We start from the raw sequence: 17,774 nt of genomic DNA, 5'->3' as shown, positions 1-17,774 counted from the left end.
GGGCGCCTCCTTAAACGGTTACTTTTTTATGCAACAAATATGAACTGAACCATAATGCTGTAACAAGGATGCCCATCACCAGTTCCAGCTGAACAAGCTCGCTTGGGAAAAAGAAATCCGGCACCCATATTTCTGAGATCATTTCAGGTAGTATGATGAGAAACACTGCCGCGCCGATATAGAGGATCCCCGCTGCAATCCCTTTGAAACGAAAACTGCGTTCGAGTAAAACGGCTGTAAACAAGATAATCACACTCACCACACCTGCTCCGTAGTACAGAACAAATTCTATGAAATACGAAGGAAGCAGGATTTTGAGTATAGGGTGGTGCCGAATGATTTCCGAGACTGTCACGTCTTGTCTGAATTCACTTGGAAGCAATGCCTCGAATGCCGTAAAACGAACGTATAGCAGTAGAAATTGATAAGCAACAAGCCCCCAAACAAACAAGACAATGGAGCTCAACTTAGCCAAATACACATTCATTCTCGTAGTTGGCAGCATAAGCAGCCTGTAAGCAAACGTACTTCTACCAACCCATTCCTTATACCAAATCACAAAAATATAGAGGAGAAGCGTCACACCGCATAGACTAATAGACCAATCAAATAAGACATTATCATACCCATTTAAGCTAGCCTTGCCATAATTCTCGACATATTGGACGGCTGTCATTGATTGACTCTCCATCGCTCTTTCGGCATTATTCATGTAACCATGCGTATATAACCAAACGTCCAATAATTGCAAAAGTAAGGTAATAACGAACAATGCGCCATAAAATTTGCTAAAACGGACAATCTCCCAGTTCAGCAATTTTCCAAAGTTACTCATGCCAAATACACCTCCCTCATAACATCTACGACGGACTTCCCTTCCTTGGACCGCATTTCCTCCGCATAAAATTGTTTCAACACCCGTCCTTGTTCAAGCAGCACAACTTTATCAATCAGATGTTCAATATCGTGAATTTCGTGCGTCGTTATCAGAACTCCTCGGTCTTCAATCAGATGGCTGGTGAACACAGCCGCGATCTGCTCACGGCTAAACATATCAATCCCTGAGAATGGTTCGTCCATAAGCAGGTAATCAGCATCCAGGGAGAGTCCTAGCAATAAATTCGCTTTCGCCGAATTCCCCTTGGATAAGCTGCCTAGCCGGTCTTCCTTTTTCAATTTAAAAAAAGCTAGCAGGTCCTGCGCCCGCTTCTCATTCCAGTTCGCATAGAAGTCCTGCATAAACTGCATGGCTTCTCCTATTTTCATAGAAGAAGGCATTGTCAATGTATCCGGAATAAACACAATTTTCTCATAGGCCATCTTGTTAACAGGCAGATCGTCAATTCGAATTCGACCACTTCCAATGGGAGTCAGCCCCATAATGGCCTTCATGATTGTGGATTTACCGACACCATTAATGCCAATGAGACAAGTGATTTCTCCCTTTTCCGCTGTGAAAGAAACCTCATCCAGAACATTTTTTTTCCCATATTTCTTAACAATTCGATCGACTTCTATCATTCCTTAACCTCCCTTGTTCGCTCTGCTTCGTACTTCTCTTTGACAAATCGAAGCAGATCATCCGTGGGGAGTTCAATCTTTTTGATGGATTGTATAAACACCTCCACAGCCTCCTGAATAAGCTCTTGACGAATCGAATTCAAAACCTGCTTGTCCGTCGTTATTCGACTAGGGGAATTACCCGCGGTTGTTATCAAATGTTGCTCCTCCATTTCTTTATACGCCCTCTGCACAGTATTGGGATTAATTTGGAGCAAACCTGCAAGTTCGCGTCTAGATGGAATTTCCTGGCCTGCAGCCAACTTACCTGTTGCCATTTCTTCTTTAAAATGCCGGACAACCTGCAGATAAACCGGATCGCGATTGTTAAACGTAATGTTCATCTACCCATCTCCTATGTACTTCCTTAGTAAATCTGGATAATTATAGTGTGTGTATTAACTAACTCATACACTAAGTGTACTATACCCTTCATACACTTCTTTTGTCAAGCGAAAAACTTCTATATATTTACTTTTATGAATTATCATCACCAATTTCATCTTCAATACGACTGGTAGATCCATGCATAAAACCAAAAAACATCCCTGCTAGCCTAAGCTAGAGAGATGTTTTTCGTATTACACAATAACTGTAATTGTCGGTGCAGAAATGGTCGGCTCAACGGTAATGTCAGAAGTCGTATTGGAGAAATCGGAGACTTCGAGAACCACCGGTGCACCAGCTGTAGTTGCTGTAGTAGCTAAAACCAGGGATGCCGTTGTAAGTGTGGACAATCCCGCCACTTGCAGCACACCGTTGACATATACGTTGTAGTAACCGTCTGTCGGAGGTGCTGGAAGGTCTGTAATCGCATTGCCGTTATCATCTAAAAAGCTTGCTGCTGGAATCGTTGTATCCGTCGTAATCATACCTGCTGTAAGAACTGCGCTATATCTTGTTACAGCGGGATCTACCGTTGTTTCAACGGTGCCCCCAGTAGCAACCGGCGCGGAAGCTGTAGCGGTCACAAAAAGTTTAATCAGAGACGCTGCCATAATTTCACCCCCTTCCCAAATTCCCAATGGCTATCTATAAATACGGACGCTTTGGACAATGATGGGGACCCCTTTTTCTGGAACATCCTCTGAAGTTAAAGTTAAAGATCCTTCCCGTATGTGATATAACGTTCGTGGTTGCAGGACACCATTCACGAAGACCTGTCGATAAGAGATGAGCTTCGGACTCGGAATAGATTGAATCCCATATCCGGGGATCTGATCTTCATTGGTGTATTCCCTTTTCTCCCCATCGGAAATGGCATAGAAGAAATAGGTCTGCGCCAAAAATTTGACGCCTAGACGTTTGGTTCTATGCCTGGACCTTTTTTTTCGTCGTTTAGACGCCTTCTTGGGGCATGGACGACAACTTGCCACATACAAGTGAATGCTGATGTAAATCACCCCGCCAACGCTGACTTCTGTTAGTTCATTTTATGCACAAAATAATTCCAGTAATTGGATTAAATTATCAGGTGCTTCCCCCATTTATGGAAAATAGCAGCCTTAAATACGCGGTATCCTCACATACCTGCTAGTAAATGGGCTAACAATAAGGAGATGATACAGAGGAGGTCGAGGAGGTCACTATGAGATCAACACGGTTGGAAATCATCCCTTTATCCAAAAACATCGCAGAAAGATTAGAAAAGGGGCTTACCCAACAATTAGGGCTTCTTCGAGGCGGAGTTCAGCCATTCCCTCTTACATCGGAGGAGACACGGATCGTAGACGACATCCGGGCACGGACCCGGAAGGAGAATCGGAATAACGTAACGCGCACAATGGCCTATTGGGCCTGTTACCAGAAGTACCCTGAGCTGCACTGGGCTCTGTTAGCCCATATGGTCTCCCGCAACGGCGGTTGGAACATGACTGATCTGCATGGCGATCTCCTGCCGCACCTTATTGATGCTGATCAAGCTGAGCATCTGTTTGCTTTTCTGGAACGCGCGAACGGGCTTATCTTTCATGATGCTTATCCACAATTGCTTCTATATGAGGAAAGTAAGAAGCGCGAGAAGAAATTGTTTCACTTGCTTCCCCATTTGGACATTTCCAGCTGGATGGTCCCTGTCTGGCATGAATTTTGGACGAGCCCGGACTCCGCCGCGCTGACGATTGCCCTTATTGTGAACGAACAAAATTACATCGAGCAGCGAATTGTCCAGAAGGACCAGTTCCGACAAACCGTGCTAAATAAGGCACTATTTAAAGCCCAGGGCTGGCTGCAAATGAATCAAGTCGCTTTCCCTTATTGGTCTGAGTCCACTGAAACCGGATCCCCCCAGCCTCGTCTGGCTGGACTCATTCTCGAGAATTTTGCCAGCTTGGCTGAACGCATAGCCCTTGGGAAAGGCCTCTACGCGCTTCTAATCGGAGCGCCTGAAGTGCTGCAAGGCGTACTCCGCTTCGCCGCATCGACGCCCCACACGGGGTCACGCGCCGACTATTGGCCTCACTTATTTACCCCCATACAAAAAGCCTCCCCTGATAATTTCTATCAGGAGAGGCTGGATGGCTGCTTCCTCAAGAAGGGAAGCTCGCCTTTGTATAGTCCTACACTTGAGACTGTATGGCCGGATCGGCCGCTACTGCCTGTGGAGCCTGGCGACTGGTTTCAAGATGTCGAAACGCCAATGGGGCATATGCACCCTATCGAAGTGCCGCAGACCATTGATTTAACTCAGGCCATGAGCGAAGGGCTTCATAGCATTGAGCTCGCCATACTGGCTGCACAGGCTATGAACGTCGTCCGATAAGGCGGCTTGCTTTGCCGATCAGCTTTTGGACGGGCACTGGGAAATTCTTGACATCGTCCTTCGTAACCACACGCGTAACCATAAGCATCAACGGGTATAAAGCAGCCGTGAAGCCGCAAACGAGTATTGCGTTGATCCCTTCATTGATCCTGTACAAGCTGGTTGGATGTACATACGTGTGGGTCAACCACTCCGCCGCGAGGCCTAAGCCGGCAATGACCACAATTGAAATCGTTAAACCGATAAAACGTCGTCCAAGAATGGTGAAGCTCACTTCTTTGCGCAGCGTGCGCAAATTGAGCCATGACATGGCGATGAAGCAAAGCCCTGTGGAGCCAATAATCCCATATATGCCAAACATTGGAGCGAGCAAGAAGCTGCCGGCCAGCTTAACGGCAATACCAACGGCAACATGCAGCATCAGCGGTTTCATACGTCCCATGCCCATTAATACAGCACCAGAGGTCTGCATGACAATTTGGAACATTGCGCCTAAAGTCAGCAAGGAGATCATGTAAGGTCCATGACTCATCCCATAGGCTGTATCTTCGTGTCCGAACATGAAGAAATCAAGCGGACGGGCAGCAATAGCGATCACAAGCACCGCAGGCAATCCCGATAAAATAGACAGCTGCAGCACTCTGGTTGTTTGATGCCCTACCTGTTTCAGATCTTTGCGGGAGTAAGCCGCTGAAATAATCGGCACTACGGATTGACTGAGCGCAATCGCCAAAATAATCGGGATACCCGCCAAGGATTGCGCCCGGCCCCCGATAATACCGACCAATCCAAGCGCTTCGCTGCTGCCAATCGTCCCCTCCAAGAGGGGAATGATGATCGAGGTATCGATCGCATAGACCAAGGTAACCGTCACCGAGAAGATGACGATCGGAATCGAGAGCTTCAGCAGGCTGCGGTAGATCTCACTGTACCTTGCAGGTGCTGTTGCAGGTGCCGAGGAATGTCCAGCGGCGGTTTCATGAGCCGCAGCGTGAGATACATTTTCTTTCAGCCTTTGAGCGTCCCGACGTTTTAGCTTCATCGCATAGTAAAGCATAACGGCAAGTGCGGCGATTCCGCCCATAACTCCGCCGAAAGATGCTCCCGCAACTCCCCAACCTAGGCTAATATTTAATAAAATAAAGGCAAGACCAATCGAGGTCACCAGTCTGAAAACTTGTTCCACCACTTGTGAGACCCCGTTAGGCATCATGTTTTGTCGACCTTGGAAATAACCGCGCATAATGGCAATCAGCGGGAAGAACAACATGGCCGGTGCGATAGCACGAGTGGCCAACGTAGCGTCGGGTCCCCCGTGTGATATTTGTTCCGCATAAATCGGCGCAAACACATATAACAGCACGGTCATGAATGCGCCAGCAACAATAGCAAATAAAATAGCCGCGCGATAAATTCGCTCCGCCTCGGCAGGTCGTCCGATTGCGTATTTCTCCGATACCATCTTGCTTAACGCGCTGGGAATCCCCGCCGTCGCTACCACAAGTAGAATAGAGTATAAATTAAAAGCTATCGAATAACTGCCCATTCCCCCCTCGTGCAGCAGGTGAACCAGCGGAATACGCTGGAAAACGCCGAGAAACCGCGCTACAAGCGCGGCTACGGTGAGAATGAGCGTCCCTTTTACAAGAGAATCTTTGGTTTCCTTCGTCAAATGTGTTCCTACTCTCTAATCCCGTATTCAAACAACATCATCTTCAATTAAAAAACCCAAATCAAGAAGAGAACAATCATCGCCAGCTGCAGCACGATTTTGACAGCGCTGCTGGCAAAGAAACCGATCACGGAGCCTATCCCGGCGCCGATCGCATTTTGCCATTTGGTGCCGATGATGATTTCACCAATCACAGCGCCTAAGAAAGGCCCTATGATTAACCCGAAAGCCGGAATGACGAAAGGTCCCACAATAAGACCAATCGTACTCCCGATCACAGCCGCCTTCGAACCTCCGAATTTCTTGACTCCCATTGCGCTCACAGCGTAATCGGCAACCATAATAATAAGGACAATCAGGGTTTGCGTGGTCCAGAACACCCAGCCAAACGGCTCAAAGCTGATCAGCCAGCCATATAGGAAGAACGCCGCATATATAGCCAAAACACCAGGCAGCACTGGATAAACCGCACCTATCATACCTACGACAAATAAAAGAATGACCAAGCTCCAGGCTAACGTGATCATGGGCTCATCTCCATCCGATATTGTACTGGCTAAAAGTCACAAGGCTTTTACAACATATAAGCATGAATGATTTTGGCAACCGCACTTTCTTCGTTCGTCACCGTCGTGATATCCGCAATCTGTTTGACTTCATCCTGCGCATTGCCCATGGCAACACCAAGACCTGCTTCACGAATCATCGTGATATCATTCTGGCTGTCCCCCATCGCAATCACTTCCGACATCTGAATCCCCAGAAGCTGACAAACCGCCTCCACACCGCTTGCTTTGCTAATCCCAAGCGGGTTTAATTCAATGTTTGACGGATGAGAGTTGGTGATTTCAAGCGTTCCCCAGCTCTCTGCAATTTCGCGAATACGCTGCAGCTTCTCCGCATTTTCCGTGAAGAAACCGAACTTCAGCCATTCGCCGTTCGGGATGTCCAGGCCTTCGCGCTCGCGGTTGAAAACACCTTCGACAGAGTAGGCCCACCACCAGCAGTCATGCTCCTCAGCCAGCGCATGTAATCGGCTCACGGTCTCGACCGGAAGCAGTGTCCGCCGAAGCAGCTTGTTCGGCGACTCCCATACTTCACTGCCATTCACCATAACCATAGGCGTAGATAGCCCCAGCTCTTGAATGTAAGGCATGGCGCTTATGGCGCCGCGGCCGGTCGACATGATGACGATCTTGCCAGCTTCCGTCGCTTGACGAATGGCGGATTGATTTTCCGGCGATATTTTTTTCTCCTCATCCAGTAAGGTACCGTCCATATCGAGGGCAATTAACTTATAAAGTCCCACGTTCCCCATCTCCTGTCTATACGGTTGTCGTCCTTGATAGACCTAGTAAGCAGCGAGCACTTTCTTAGGCAGCTCTTCCATAAAAGTCATATGCCAGAGGGCAAAAATATAGATCGTCCAAATCCGGCGTGCATAATCGCCCTGGCCGTTACGGTGCTTCTGAAGCATCCGTTCTACCGTGTTCATGTTAATGTAATCTTCAATTCCGCTGGCTTTGATCTGCTCGAGCAGCACATCCCCCATCGAACCTTGCACCCATTGGCGCAAAGGTACCGGGAAGCCCAGTTTCGGACGGTTCAGAATCGGATCCGGGATGATGCCTTCCATCGCTTTGCGGAAAATATATTTAGTCGTTCCATTAGCAATGCGATATTTCGCCGGGATGCGGCGTGCCACATCGAACAGCTCTTTATCCAGGAAAGGAACGCGCAGTTCAAGCGAATGCGCCATCGTCATTTTATCGGCTTTCATCAGGATATCGCCGGGCATCCACAGATTCATATCGATATACTGCATCCGGCTAACCGGATCAAGATGTTTGGTCTTGTTGTAATAGTCTCCAGCGATCTGCACAGGATTCTTATAAGCTCGCAGCATCTCCGTATCGAGACGCAGCACTTCCGCTTTCATATCCTCTGTGAAAATCTTCGCGTTACCAAGGAAGCGCTCCTCCAGCGGCGTCGTACCGCGCAAGACATAATTGCGCCCCTTCACGCTGCTTGGCAGCATCCGCGCGAAGCGGTTCAGCATGCGCTTGATCGAATGCGGCAGCTGATCAATCGGCCGCAGTGACTGCGGCTCGCGATAGATGCGATAGCCGCCGAACAGCTCGTCCGCGCCTTCGCCGGACAGCACAACCGTCACGTGCTCGCGCGCAAGCTGCGCCACGTGATAGAGGGCAATGGCCGAAGGATCGGCAACAGGCTCGTCCTGGTGCCAGATCGCCTTCGGCATCGTGCTGAAGAAGTCATCCTTCGTGATGACTTTGTCGTAGTGCTCTGTGCCAAGCGCCGCAGCCGTTTGGGCGGCGATTGGCGTCTCGTTGTTGGCGCCTTCGAAGCCAACGGAGAACGTGCGGATCGGTTCAATGTTCCGCATGTGGGTGGCGATGGCCGTGGAGTCAATTCCACTGGACAAGAAGCATCCGCGCTCCACATCACTGACCATGTGGTGCTTGACGGAGTCCTTCAACGTTTCGCGGATTTGCTCTACGTAATAGTCAAAAGGACGTTCCTCCGGCTCAAACATCGGATCCCAATACTTATGTATGGACATTTCGCCATCGAAGGTTACCTTGACATAGTGGGCCGGCGGCAGTTTGTGGATGCCGTGGAACATTGTGTTCGGCTCCGGCACATACTGAAACGTCAGATAGTTCAGCAAGCTGTCCGTATGGATCAACCGGTTCATGCCATCCGCAGCGAGCAAGCTCTTAATTTCCGAGCCAAACAAAAACTGACGGTCGTTGACATGATAATAAAACGGCTTAATGCCGAAATGGTCTCTCGCTCCGAACAGCTGCTTCTTTTTCTTGTCCCAGATCACGAATCCGAACATGCCGCGTAGATGCTTGACGCATTCCTCTCCGAACTCCTCATAAAGGTGAACAATAACCTCCGTATCGCTATGCGTGCGGAATTGGTGCCCGCGTTCCTGCAGCATTCCGCGTAACTCTTTGTAATTATAAATTTCCCCGTTAAAAATGATCCAAACGGAATCATCCTCATTGGCTAGCGGCTGATGCCCTTCTTGAATATCAATAATGGACAACCGGCGAAAGCCTAGACCAATCCGATTATCCGTCCAAAAACCGGAATCGTTCGGTCCCCGATGCACAATCACATCCGTCATTTGCTGCAGCATAGCAACTGTTGGTTCTCTATCTTCAAAATACATCACACCCGTAATACCACACATGGTGAAACTCACTCCTCCGTACCATTCATCAAACTATCTCTCGCGAATACCGATACATTAGTATACCATATCCGTCCGCCATACTGGAAATAGGATGAAAGTACGCATTCAGCTGTCTATCATAGGAAAATGAAGGTAATGATCAGTCTTTTTAATGAAGCTGTGAATCGCGTCGTTTTCATGCTGTCCCCCACCTTTCTTTTCTCTACGCACAAAAGTTTACCTCGTGCAACTTTTGGCGTATAGGAGGGTTCTCCTCCTTACCTCAACATATGCTCAAGAATGATAAACGGTTCCACCTCTTATATATTGCTTCCTGTAGGCAAGCGGTGAGAGACCTATTTTGGCACGAAAACAGTTCGAGAAATAAGCGGCATGATGGAAGCCCACCTCCTCCGAGATGCGCTCAATCGACCACTGCGTTTTCAGCAGCAGAAGCTTGGATTGTTCAATTCGATAGGCAAGCAAATACTCGAGTGGCGTGCAGCCATAAACACTTTTCATACAGCGGCTCAAATAATTCGGATGAAAATGGAACTCGTCAGCCAACCTCTCATTGGTCAAATCTGCCGAGTAATGCTGCTTGAGATAAGCTTCGATTCGCTCAGCCAACCTATGTACTTTGGATTGTTCATCGGGCTTATTTCCAATATCTAACGCACGCAAAATTTCGGTAAAAATGCGCTGCTCTTCCCAGAACGATACCGACCTCTCCGAGACGGACATTTGTATAAGTTGGTGCCAAAGCTCTTGGATCCGCTCGGTGTCCGATGCTGCCCCTTGTTGATGCAGAGTAATTTCATTTTTTTGAGGTAAAACGAATTCACTGCGCGCAGAGGGCTTGCTCTCTCTGATCATGTAAGGGCTGCTGGTTTGAAAATGAAGCCAATAAAAATGGCATTCCGCATCGCAAGGACGCACGGCATAATGATATTTATCCGGAAGCAGCAGCACGTATTGGCCCTCGGTCAAGCTCCACGTCAACTCCTCTTCCCCCAAATGAAGCGTACCCTTCGTAACGAGAAGAAGATCATACATACCTAACCCTGCGCGATCCGGATGCGTGTCCCCTGCGTGGTACATCCTGAAACCGCTCTCCAAATAATAAGGAAGAGGCGGTGCAGCTAACGATATCTCTTTCATTTGGCGGCGGACTCCTTTAATTCGTTGTGTGAAATTTTATAAATAACTGGTTGTATTCCTACCTGTTACTTCCCCAGTATCCCTCATATAATTGGAGAAAGTAAAGCCTATTTCGCAAATTCGGGAGGTTGCTTCATGTCAAATGCACTGCTGCAGGCCAAGCACAAATTGTCTTTGAATCAAATCCAAATCAACGATGACTTCTGGAATCATTACGTCAACCTTGTTCGCAATACGGTCATTCCCTATCAATGGGAAGCGCTGAATGATCGTGTTCCCGATGCTGAACCTAGCCATGCCATCCATAATTTCCGAATTGCCGCAGGCTTGGAAACAGGGGAATATCACGGTTGGGTGTTTCAGGATTCCGATCTCGCCAAGTGGCTCGAGGCCGTCGCCTACTCCCTTCAACAGCAGCCTGATGCTGCGTTGGAACAGACCGCAGATGAGACCATTGACCTGATCGTGCAAGCGCAGCAAAGCGATGGTTATTTGAATACATACTTTACAATTAAAGAGCCTGGCAAGCGTTGGACGAACTTATACGAGTGCCATGAATTATATTGCGCAGGTCATATGATTGAAGCTGCCGTTGCGTATTTTGAGGCTACAGGGAAAAGAAAACTGCTGGATGCAATGTGCCGTTTTGCGGATCATATTCAGGATGTATTCGGACCCGAAGAAGGAAAGATTCGAGGCTATGACGGGCATCAGGAGATTGAACTCGCCCTGGTCAAATTGTATACGGTAACGAAGCAGGAGAAATATCTCCAGCTTGCCTGCTATTTCATCGATGAGCGAGGACAGCAACCGGATTTCTTCGATGGGGAGTGGGAGCGCAGGGGGAAAACATCCATCTATCGGGCAGGTGAAACCCCATTGCCGAGTCTGAGCAGCATTTATAATCAGAGCCATCTGCCTGTTCGTGAACAAGATACGGCTATCGGGCATTCGGTGAGAGCCGTATACATGTACACGGCAATGGCTGATTTGGCGAGACTGACCGGGGACGAGAAGCTGCTTGCCGCATGCAAGAAGCTCTGGGCGAATATGACGCAGAAGCAAATGTACATCACGGGAGGCATCGGATCGACGCACCATGGGGAGGCGTTCTCGTTCGATTATGATCTGCCGAATGATACGGTGTATGCCGAGACTTGCGCTTCCATCGGTTTATTGTATTTTGCTCAGCGTATGCTGCGTCTCGAAACGCGGAGCGAGTATGCCGACGTGATCGAGCGGGCGTTATATAATATCATCATCGGCAGTATGAGTCAGGATGGGAAACGATTCTTTTATGTGAACCCGTTGGAGGTTTGGCCGCAAGCTTCGGCGCACAACCCCGGCAAGCGTCATGTGAAAGCCGAGCGGCAGAAATGGTTTGGATGCGCGTGCTGCCCTCCTAACTTGGCGCGGATTCTCTCTTCGCTTGGGGAGTATATTTATACGACTGAAACAGGACGAATCAACTGCCACTTGTTTATCGGCAGCGAAAGTACGATTACGTTGGATGATGCAACGCAAGTTGGGCTGAAACAAGTCTGTTCCTTGCCTTGGAGTGGGGAAGCTTCGCTTGAACTAAGCTTGGCTCAGCCGCGCTCGTTCACACTAGCTTTGCGTGTGCCTTACTGGTGCGACAGCCAACCGCAATTGCTCATCAACGGTGAAAAAGAGGATGCGTACACGGTTGAGAATGGCTACGCGATTATCGATCGCATTTGGACGGATGGTGACACCGTCATTTGGCTGCTTCCGATGGAGGCACACCTTATCCAAGCGAATCCGCTTATCCGCAGCAATGCCGGGAAAGCCGCGATTCAAAGAGGGCCGCTTGTATACTGCGTTGAGCAGGTCGATAATGGCGCTCCTCTGGCAAGCCTTAGCCTACAAAGTGGAACGAGGCTGAAAGTGGAGGCCGACACGAGTGCGCTCGGTGGCACAGTGAGGATTGAAGCTGAGGGCTTTAGGGATGCTACCCCTGAGGCTTGGGCATCGGCGGAGCCGTACCGTCGCTGGGCGCCGTCGGCCGAGCCTGTCGCCTTGCAGGCGGTTCCCTATTTCCAATGGGGGAATCGTGGGGTTGGCGAGATGGCGGTGTGGATTCGGGTACACCAGTGAAATTAGGAAAGAGGCTGCTTTTTGAAGCGGCCTCTATTTTTGTGCTTGTATTTGGTCTTGATTTCTTGGTTTCTCAGTTAGAGGGAACCCTGGTACGCTATTTTGCCAATTACCACTTTTTTAAGGTTTAGTGGGAACTACATGGCTCTATTTCGATGTATTTCCCTGGAAATGCAGAGTTTGAGAACAAATAAGACCCTACAGTTCCCTCGTGAGCGAAGAGACATGGCCAACCCTACCAAGGCCGCTTCCCGCCGCCAAGCTTCGTCAAAACGCCATCGTTAGCAGCGTCGTAAGCTTGAAAGATTTTCGCCGCAATCGGAGAGGCGCCATAGCGCCCGAAGCCGCCTTCGGGCACGACTACCGCGACGGCAAGCTTCGGGTTCTCGACCGGCGCAAAGGCGATGAACACGGCATTTTCAACCGAGCCTCCCGACACGCTTTGGGTAGATGTGCCTGTTTTGCGCGCCACATTAAAAGGCAGCTCCTCGATCCCTTCAGCCCCGCTTTTCATCCCGTGGATAATGGTGTTCCAATGCTCTTTGGCAAACTCGGCGGAGAAATCCTCCAGTACTTCCGGCTCTATTTTTCTAACCAACTGGCCTTGGTAGTCGCGAATTTCATCTACGAATAGCGGCTTCATCCGCTTCCCCCGACTAGCCAAAGTAGCTGTGTACTGAGCGAGCTGCAAGGTTGTCGTTTTCTCGTTTTGTCCCCATGATGCATAAACCATAGCGGATTGATAACTGTCTTTCACAGCATTTTTGATAAAATCGTTCGATCCTGCAAGCTCGCCCGGAAGGCCGCTGCCTGTTTTGACGCCCATTCCGAATTTCGCCATGTATTCCGCCCATTTGGCTGTCACTTCCGGATTCTCTCTGCCGTATTTGGCCCAGAAAGGAATCCCGACTTTTTCAGACATGAACGTATTAGAGGAGTGTTCAATCGCCCCAGCAGCGTCCATCGCTCCGTAAGCCGCTTTCCCCGAATTGGTGATGGTGCTGTTGCCTCCTTTACCAAAACTGAACGACCCCGTATCGTAATAAACATTGCCGTACCCGCTGAAAAAATTCTCCTTAAGCCCAATCAACACGGACATAGGCTTAATCGTGGAACCCATGAACACAATGGATGATGGATGTTTCGCATTTTCTTTTTCATCTGGATACTTAGCTTTTGCCGTTCGAATACTGCCATTGGGAATAAAGCTTTCAATTTCTTTGTAGACGCTTGCCGACATGCCGCCGGTCCAGGCGTTTGCATCGTAATCCGGATAGTTCGCCATCGTAACCACCCGTCCCGTATCCACCTCCATAGCCACTGCAAAACCGGAAGCTGCCTGCATCCCAACACTCATATACAAATCATTGGCGTGCGACGGGCTGCGCAAATAGCGAATATGCTCCTCCAGCATTCGTTCTGTCGCTTTTTGGATATCTTTATGTATGGTCAAATATAAATTATTTCCTTTAACGGGAGCCGTGACTTCGGCTCTCCCAATGATTTTGTTAACGGCGTCCACGGGGTAGGTCTTCCTGCCGTTTCTGCCGCGCAGCTCATCCTGATACATGCGTTCAATGCCATCGAATCCCACATTTTCCGAGCTCAAATATTCCTGGACCATAGGGCTGTCTTTGTAGATTTCTTTGGCTGTCGGAGAGGTAAAAGAGTTCGTATACCCCACTAAATGCGTAGCAATGGTCGTGTTGCCGTCATCATCCAGTTCATAGGTGCGGATGCTTTCCTCCGTTACGTCCAACCATTTAAATTCATCGCGATGCTCTAAAAGGTAGGCGATCTCTTCACTGGACAAATCCGCCTTAATTCTTCGTGGAACCCAGTAATAGCTTGGTTTCTTGATTTCAACCTTATGGTAGTCGTAGCCAATGTCCATGGCTAGAATGATTTCTTCCGGCGTCGGACTTTTTGAGTTTGGTTTGGCATACTTGTCGAAAACATCCGCTTTCAGCCGATTCGCGATAGCAATTAATTCATCTAACTTTTGCGCGCTGGGATCAATTCGAAAAAATAAGGATTGCATGGGAATGGTATACGCAAGCGGAGATTTCGAGGAGTCGTAGATGTTCCCGCGAATGGGAGCAATTTGTATCGTTTGTGTGCCATTTCTATTCTCTGCGGCTTTATGTATTTTCGTTTCAACAAACTGCAGCATAGCCAATCGCACGATCAGGATGGAAAATAAGACAAAGGTTACAAAGAAAAAAAGATTGATCCGCAGCGAAAAATGTCTCTTTTGAACAAGCTCTTTTTTCCTCGGATCATCCGTAATCGGCGATTTCATCACTGTAAAGCCCCCTTCTGTGTCAGGATGTATCCTGAAACAGACGCAGCGGCCTGGAAATAAGTTCACTAAAATTTGGAAAACTCGGCTCATTCCCAAGACAAGCCCACAAAAAAACCTTCAGACCCACTAATGAAGTGGATTTGAAGGTTTTTTATTCGCTTCTGCTTCTACCAAGGCCTCTTCCCGCCGCCAAGCTTGGTCAATATGCCTTCGTTGGCTGCATCGTAAGCTTGAAAGATTTTTGCCGCAATCGGGGATGCGCCATAGCGCCCGTAGCCGCCTTCCGGCACGACGACCGCCACAGCAAGCTTCGGATTCTCGACCGGTGCGAAGGCGATGAACACGGCGTTATCGATCGTTCCGCCTGAAACGGCTTGTGTCGAAGTCCCTGTCTTCCGAGCCACATTATAAGGCAGCTCCTCAATGCCTTCCGCGCCACTCTTCATCCCATGGATGATAGTGTTCCAATCCCCTTTGGCGAACATAGCGGTATTATCTTCCAGCACTTCCGGCTCTACCTTTTTAACTAGTTCACCTTCAAAGCTTCGAATCTCGTCAACGAACAACGGCTTCATCCGTTTGCCGCGGCTGCCTAGGGTTGCGGCGAACTGCGCGAGCTGCAGCGTTGTTGTTTTCTCATTCTGCCCCCATGAGGCATAAACCATGGCAGATTGATAACTGTCTTTTTTGGCGTTCTTGGCAAAGTCATTCGAACCGGCATTTTCGCCAGGCAAGCCGCTTCCCGTCTTGACGCCTATGCCGAACTTCGCCAAATATTCCGCCCATTTGTCAGTTACGGCAGCATTTTCACCGCCGTATTTCTGATAAAATGGAATACCGACTTTGGCCGACATGTACGTATTGGACGAGTGCTCGATGGAGCTGGAGGCATCCAAGTTGCCATATGCCGTTCTCCCTGAGTTAGAAATCGAACTTGTCGAATTCGCCTTACCGAACGTGAAGGTACCTGAATCGTAATAGTATTGATTGGAAGGCGTAATTAATTTCTCCGTTAAACCAATCAGGACGGACAATGGTTTGATCGTGGAACCCATGAAAACAATCGAAGACGGATGTTTCGGACGCTCTTTATCTGTGTATTTCGGGTACGCGGTTGTAATCGAACCATTCGCAATATAGGAGCCAACTTCGTCCAATGTTGCTTGCGAAATTCCGCCCGTCCATTCATTCGAATTGTAGTCCGGGTAGTTAGCCATCGTAACGACGCGCCCCGTGTCTACTTCCATTGCTACCGCATAACCGGCCTGCGCATTCGCCCCGTATTTGATAAAGGCATCATTCCGCGCGTACGGTGTATGTAGAAAAGCAATCTGATCGGCGATCGCCTTCTCCGCCGTTTTCTGAATATCTTTGTTGATCGACAGATACAAATTGTTACCTTTGGTCGGCTTCGTTACTGTTGCGCGGCCGATAATTTTCATGGCAGCATTAACGGGGTAAATTTTATAACCATTTTTCCCGCGAAGCTCATCCTGATACATCCTCTCGATGCCATCGAAGCCGACATTTTCGGTATCAAGATATTCCTTGCTGTTTTCATTGTCTTGGTACATCTCTTTGGCTTTTTCCGTCGAATAGCTTTTGAGGTAGCCAATCAATTGCGGAGCGATGGTCGACGGCGATCCGTCCGTATCCATATCGTCCAATTCGTAAGTACGGATGCTTTCTTCGGTCACTTCCAGCCACTTGAACTCATCCCGGTGCTCTAATAAATACGCGATTTCTTCTTTGGACAAATCTGTTTTGATTTTACGCGGAACCCAGTAATAGCTCGGGTCTTTTACTTTGTTTTTATTAATGTCATAACCCAAATCCATGGCAAGCACGATATCCGCGGGCTCCAGCTTCTTGGAATCCGGTTTGCCGTATTTATCAAAAACGTCAGTCTTCAGCTTGTTCGCCATGCGAATGACTTCATCTTTATCCTGCTGAGAAGGCTCGATCCGGAAAAATAGGGACTGCACTGGGATGGTATAGGCAAGAGGTGATTTCGTAGAATCATAAATGTTGCCGCGGATCGGTGCAATTTTATTCGTCTGATTCGTATTCGTATTCTCTGCCGCCTTCAAATCTTTGGCTTGTACGAATTGTAAAATGGCCAAACGCACGATAAGTACGGAAAACAATAAGAACGTTATAAAGAAAAAGATATTGATTCGAAACGAAAAATGCCGCTTCTTCGTGATTTCTTTTTTCTTTGGATCATCCATTATGGATGGTTTCATCACACTCAGATCCTTTCTTACACAATAGCTTGCTGATCATCAAAAAGCTCTAACAGGGATCGTATACCCTCCCCGGTATGGTAGTCGTAACGGATAATGCGAACCGCATCGATGCCGACTTGACTCGGCGCCCACACATCGTTCGTTTCGTGATCGCCGATATAGAGGACATCCTTGGCCGCTACACCCGCACGTTCCAGGGCAAGTTGGAAAATAGCCGGATCCGGCTTCTCAAGACCAACCTCTGTCGACACGAGTACAGGATCAAAATAGTGCAGAATCCCTTTATCCTCTAAAATAGCCTTCAATGTCGGTGCAAAATTGCTAATAATTCCTATTCTAAAACCCTGGGCTTGAAGTCGCTCGAGAAAAGGCTTAACATCATCAAACAATTCGTAGTACTCAGGTGCGGTATAAATGTCGTACAGTTCGTGGCAGCAGTTGAAAATTTCTTCCTCTGTCCATTCCTCATGGATGCCCAGCTTATGCAGCACATATTTATATAGGTTGACCCAGAATTCACGATCTGACTCCGGAGAACACACAATGAAATTATCTTGCTTGTTCACATAATAAAATAGACGGAAAGCCTCCGTAAACAGTTCACTGATATGATCCTCATTCCGCTCTACAGCGCGCAATTGCAGGTATTGCTTCAAAATGGTCTGGGCTGCGGGAATCGTTAACAGCGTGTCCCCGGCATCTAAGTAAATCATTGGATATTCCTGAATGGATTTAGACAT

15 protein-coding genes are annotated in these 17,774 nt (G+C 48.4%); 2 read left to right on the top strand and 13 right to left on the bottom strand.

Features of this window, described 5'->3' with window-relative positions:
• Positions 1 to 10: 10 nt before the first annotated feature.
• From RQP52_RS18495 to RQP52_RS36505, 5 genes are all read right to left on the bottom strand, one after another.
• Positions 11 to 835 carry a hypothetical protein gene (locus RQP52_RS18495; protein ID WP_315953244.1) on the bottom strand — a complete coding sequence of 275 codons (825 nt, stop codon included), beginning with the start codon at positions 833 to 835 and terminating at the stop codon, positions 11 to 13.
• Complete coding sequence (locus RQP52_RS18490) at positions 832 to 1,521, bottom strand: ABC transporter ATP-binding protein (protein ID WP_315953243.1); 690 nt, start codon at positions 1,519 to 1,521, stop codon at positions 832 to 834. The genes RQP52_RS18495 and RQP52_RS18490 overlap by 4 nt, the downstream gene beginning before the upstream one ends.
• Entirely contained in the window at positions 1,518 to 1,904 is a 387-nt protein-coding gene (locus tag RQP52_RS18485; protein ID WP_315953242.1) for a GntR family transcriptional regulator, read from the bottom strand. Before RQP52_RS18485 ends, RQP52_RS18490 begins: the two co-directional genes overlap by 4 nt.
• Positions 1,905 to 2,141: 237 nt before the next feature.
• Positions 2,142 to 2,558, bottom strand: coding sequence for a DUF4183 domain-containing protein (locus RQP52_RS18480; protein ID WP_315953241.1), 417 nt, complete (start codon positions 2,556 to 2,558; stop codon positions 2,142 to 2,144).
• A 30-nt stretch (positions 2,559 to 2,588) separates the two neighbouring features.
• On the bottom strand, positions 2,589 to 2,936 hold the full coding sequence (locus tag RQP52_RS36505) for a DUF4183 domain-containing protein (RefSeq protein WP_379174446.1): 348 nt from the start codon (positions 2,934 to 2,936) through the stop codon (positions 2,589 to 2,591).
• Between the two features lie 212 nt (positions 2,937 to 3,148).
• Here RQP52_RS36505 and RQP52_RS18475 point away from each other — a divergent pair, with 212 nt between their 5' ends.
• On the top strand, positions 3,149 to 4,321 hold the full coding sequence (locus RQP52_RS18475) for a DUF2515 family protein (RefSeq protein WP_315953240.1): 1,173 nt from the start codon (positions 3,149 to 3,151) through the stop codon (positions 4,319 to 4,321).
• Here the strand turns inward: RQP52_RS18475 and RQP52_RS18470 are convergent.
• The 5 genes from RQP52_RS18470 to RQP52_RS18450 form a co-directional block, all read right to left on the bottom strand.
• The gene (locus tag RQP52_RS18470) at positions 4,302 to 5,993 is read right to left on the bottom strand and encodes a putative polysaccharide biosynthesis protein (protein WP_315953239.1); all 1,692 of its coding nucleotides are present in this window, start codon (positions 5,991 to 5,993) and stop codon (positions 4,302 to 4,304) included. The two genes, RQP52_RS18475 and RQP52_RS18470, sit on opposite strands and share 20 nt — an antisense overlap.
• 47 nt (positions 5,994 to 6,040) lie before the next feature.
• Positions 6,041 to 6,520: a DUF456 domain-containing protein gene (locus tag RQP52_RS18465; protein ID WP_315953238.1), complete on the bottom strand. Its 480-nt coding sequence runs from the start codon at positions 6,518 to 6,520 to the stop codon at positions 6,041 to 6,043.
• A 47-nt stretch (positions 6,521 to 6,567) separates the two neighbouring features.
• Positions 6,568 to 7,302: a Cof-type HAD-IIB family hydrolase gene (locus RQP52_RS18460; protein WP_315953237.1), complete on the bottom strand. Its 735-nt coding sequence runs from the start codon at positions 7,300 to 7,302 to the stop codon at positions 6,568 to 6,570.
• Between the two features lie 42 nt (positions 7,303 to 7,344).
• On the bottom strand, positions 7,345 to 9,219 hold the full coding sequence (asnB, locus tag RQP52_RS18455) for an asparagine synthase (glutamine-hydrolyzing) (protein ID WP_315953236.1): 1,875 nt from the start codon (positions 9,217 to 9,219) through the stop codon (positions 7,345 to 7,347).
• Positions 9,220 to 9,495: 276 nt separating this feature from the next.
• Positions 9,496 to 10,362 carry a helix-turn-helix transcriptional regulator gene (locus RQP52_RS18450; protein ID WP_315953235.1) on the bottom strand — a complete coding sequence of 289 codons (867 nt, stop codon included), beginning with the start codon at positions 10,360 to 10,362 and terminating at the stop codon, positions 9,496 to 9,498.
• 135 nt (positions 10,363 to 10,497) lie between these two features.
• Here RQP52_RS18450 and RQP52_RS18445 point away from each other — a divergent pair, with 135 nt between their 5' ends.
• On the top strand, positions 10,498 to 12,480 hold the full coding sequence (locus RQP52_RS18445; protein ID WP_315953234.1) for a glycoside hydrolase family 127 protein: 1,983 nt from the start codon (positions 10,498 to 10,500) through the stop codon (positions 12,478 to 12,480).
• A gap of 235 nt (positions 12,481 to 12,715) precedes the next feature.
• On the opposite strand, the gene RQP52_RS18440 is transcribed toward RQP52_RS18445, so the two are convergent.
• The 3 genes from RQP52_RS18440 to RQP52_RS18430 form a co-directional block, all read right to left on the bottom strand.
• On the bottom strand, positions 12,716 to 14,782 hold the full coding sequence (locus RQP52_RS18440) for a peptidoglycan D,D-transpeptidase FtsI family protein (protein WP_315953443.1): 2,067 nt from the start codon (positions 14,780 to 14,782) through the stop codon (positions 12,716 to 12,718).
• A 170-nt stretch (positions 14,783 to 14,952) separates the two neighbouring features.
• Positions 14,953 to 17,031, bottom strand: coding sequence for a peptidoglycan D,D-transpeptidase FtsI family protein (locus RQP52_RS18435; protein WP_315953233.1), 2,079 nt, complete (start codon positions 17,029 to 17,031; stop codon positions 14,953 to 14,955).
• A 17-nt stretch (positions 17,032 to 17,048) separates the two neighbouring features.
• Positions 17,049 to 17,774: an HAD-IA family hydrolase gene (locus RQP52_RS18430; RefSeq protein ID WP_315953232.1), complete on the bottom strand. Its 726-nt coding sequence runs from the start codon at positions 17,772 to 17,774 to the stop codon at positions 17,049 to 17,051.

The sequence above is a fragment of the Paenibacillus violae genome (genome assembly GCF_032461945.1).
Taxonomy (GTDB): Bacteria; Bacillota; Bacilli; order Paenibacillales; family NBRC-103111; genus Paenibacillus_E; species Paenibacillus_E violae.
Note: the sequence above shows the minus strand (reverse complement) of the source record. Positions and strands in the feature narration are given on the sequence as shown.

Coding starts and splice junctions, on each gene's coding strand:
- RQP52_RS18450 (WP_315953235.1), bottom strand. CDS start 10,362: ATGAAAGAGATATCGTTAGCTGCACCGCCTCTTCCTTATTATTTGGAG.
- RQP52_RS18435 (WP_315953233.1), bottom strand. CDS start 17,031: ATGAAACCATCCATAATGGATGATCCAAAGAAAAAAGAAATCACGAAG.
- RQP52_RS18495 (WP_315953244.1), bottom strand. CDS start 835: ATGAGTAACTTTGGAAAATTGCTGAACTGGGAGATTGTCCGTTTTAGC.
- RQP52_RS18445 (WP_315953234.1), top strand. CDS start 10,498: ATGTCAAATGCACTGCTGCAGGCCAAGCACAAATTGTCTTTGAATCAA.
- RQP52_RS18475 (WP_315953240.1), top strand. CDS start 3,149: ATGAGATCAACACGGTTGGAAATCATCCCTTTATCCAAAAACATCGCA.
- asnB (WP_315953236.1), bottom strand. CDS start 9,219: ATGTGTGGTATTACGGGTGTGATGTATTTTGAAGATAGAGAACCAACA.
- RQP52_RS18485 (WP_315953242.1), bottom strand. CDS start 1,904: ATGAACATTACGTTTAACAATCGCGATCCGGTTTATCTGCAGGTTGTC.
- RQP52_RS18490 (WP_315953243.1), bottom strand. CDS start 1,521: ATGATAGAAGTCGATCGAATTGTTAAGAAATATGGGAAAAAAAATGTT.
- RQP52_RS18430 (WP_315953232.1), bottom strand. CDS start 17,774: ATGTCTAAATCCATTCAGGAATATCCAATGATTTACTTAGATGCCGGG.
- RQP52_RS18480 (WP_315953241.1), bottom strand. CDS start 2,558: ATGGCAGCGTCTCTGATTAAACTTTTTGTGACCGCTACAGCTTCCGCG.
- RQP52_RS18440 (WP_315953443.1), bottom strand. CDS start 14,782: ATGAAATCGCCGATTACGGATGATCCGAGGAAAAAAGAGCTTGTTCAA.
- RQP52_RS18465 (WP_315953238.1), bottom strand. CDS start 6,520: ATGATCACGTTAGCCTGGAGCTTGGTCATTCTTTTATTTGTCGTAGGT.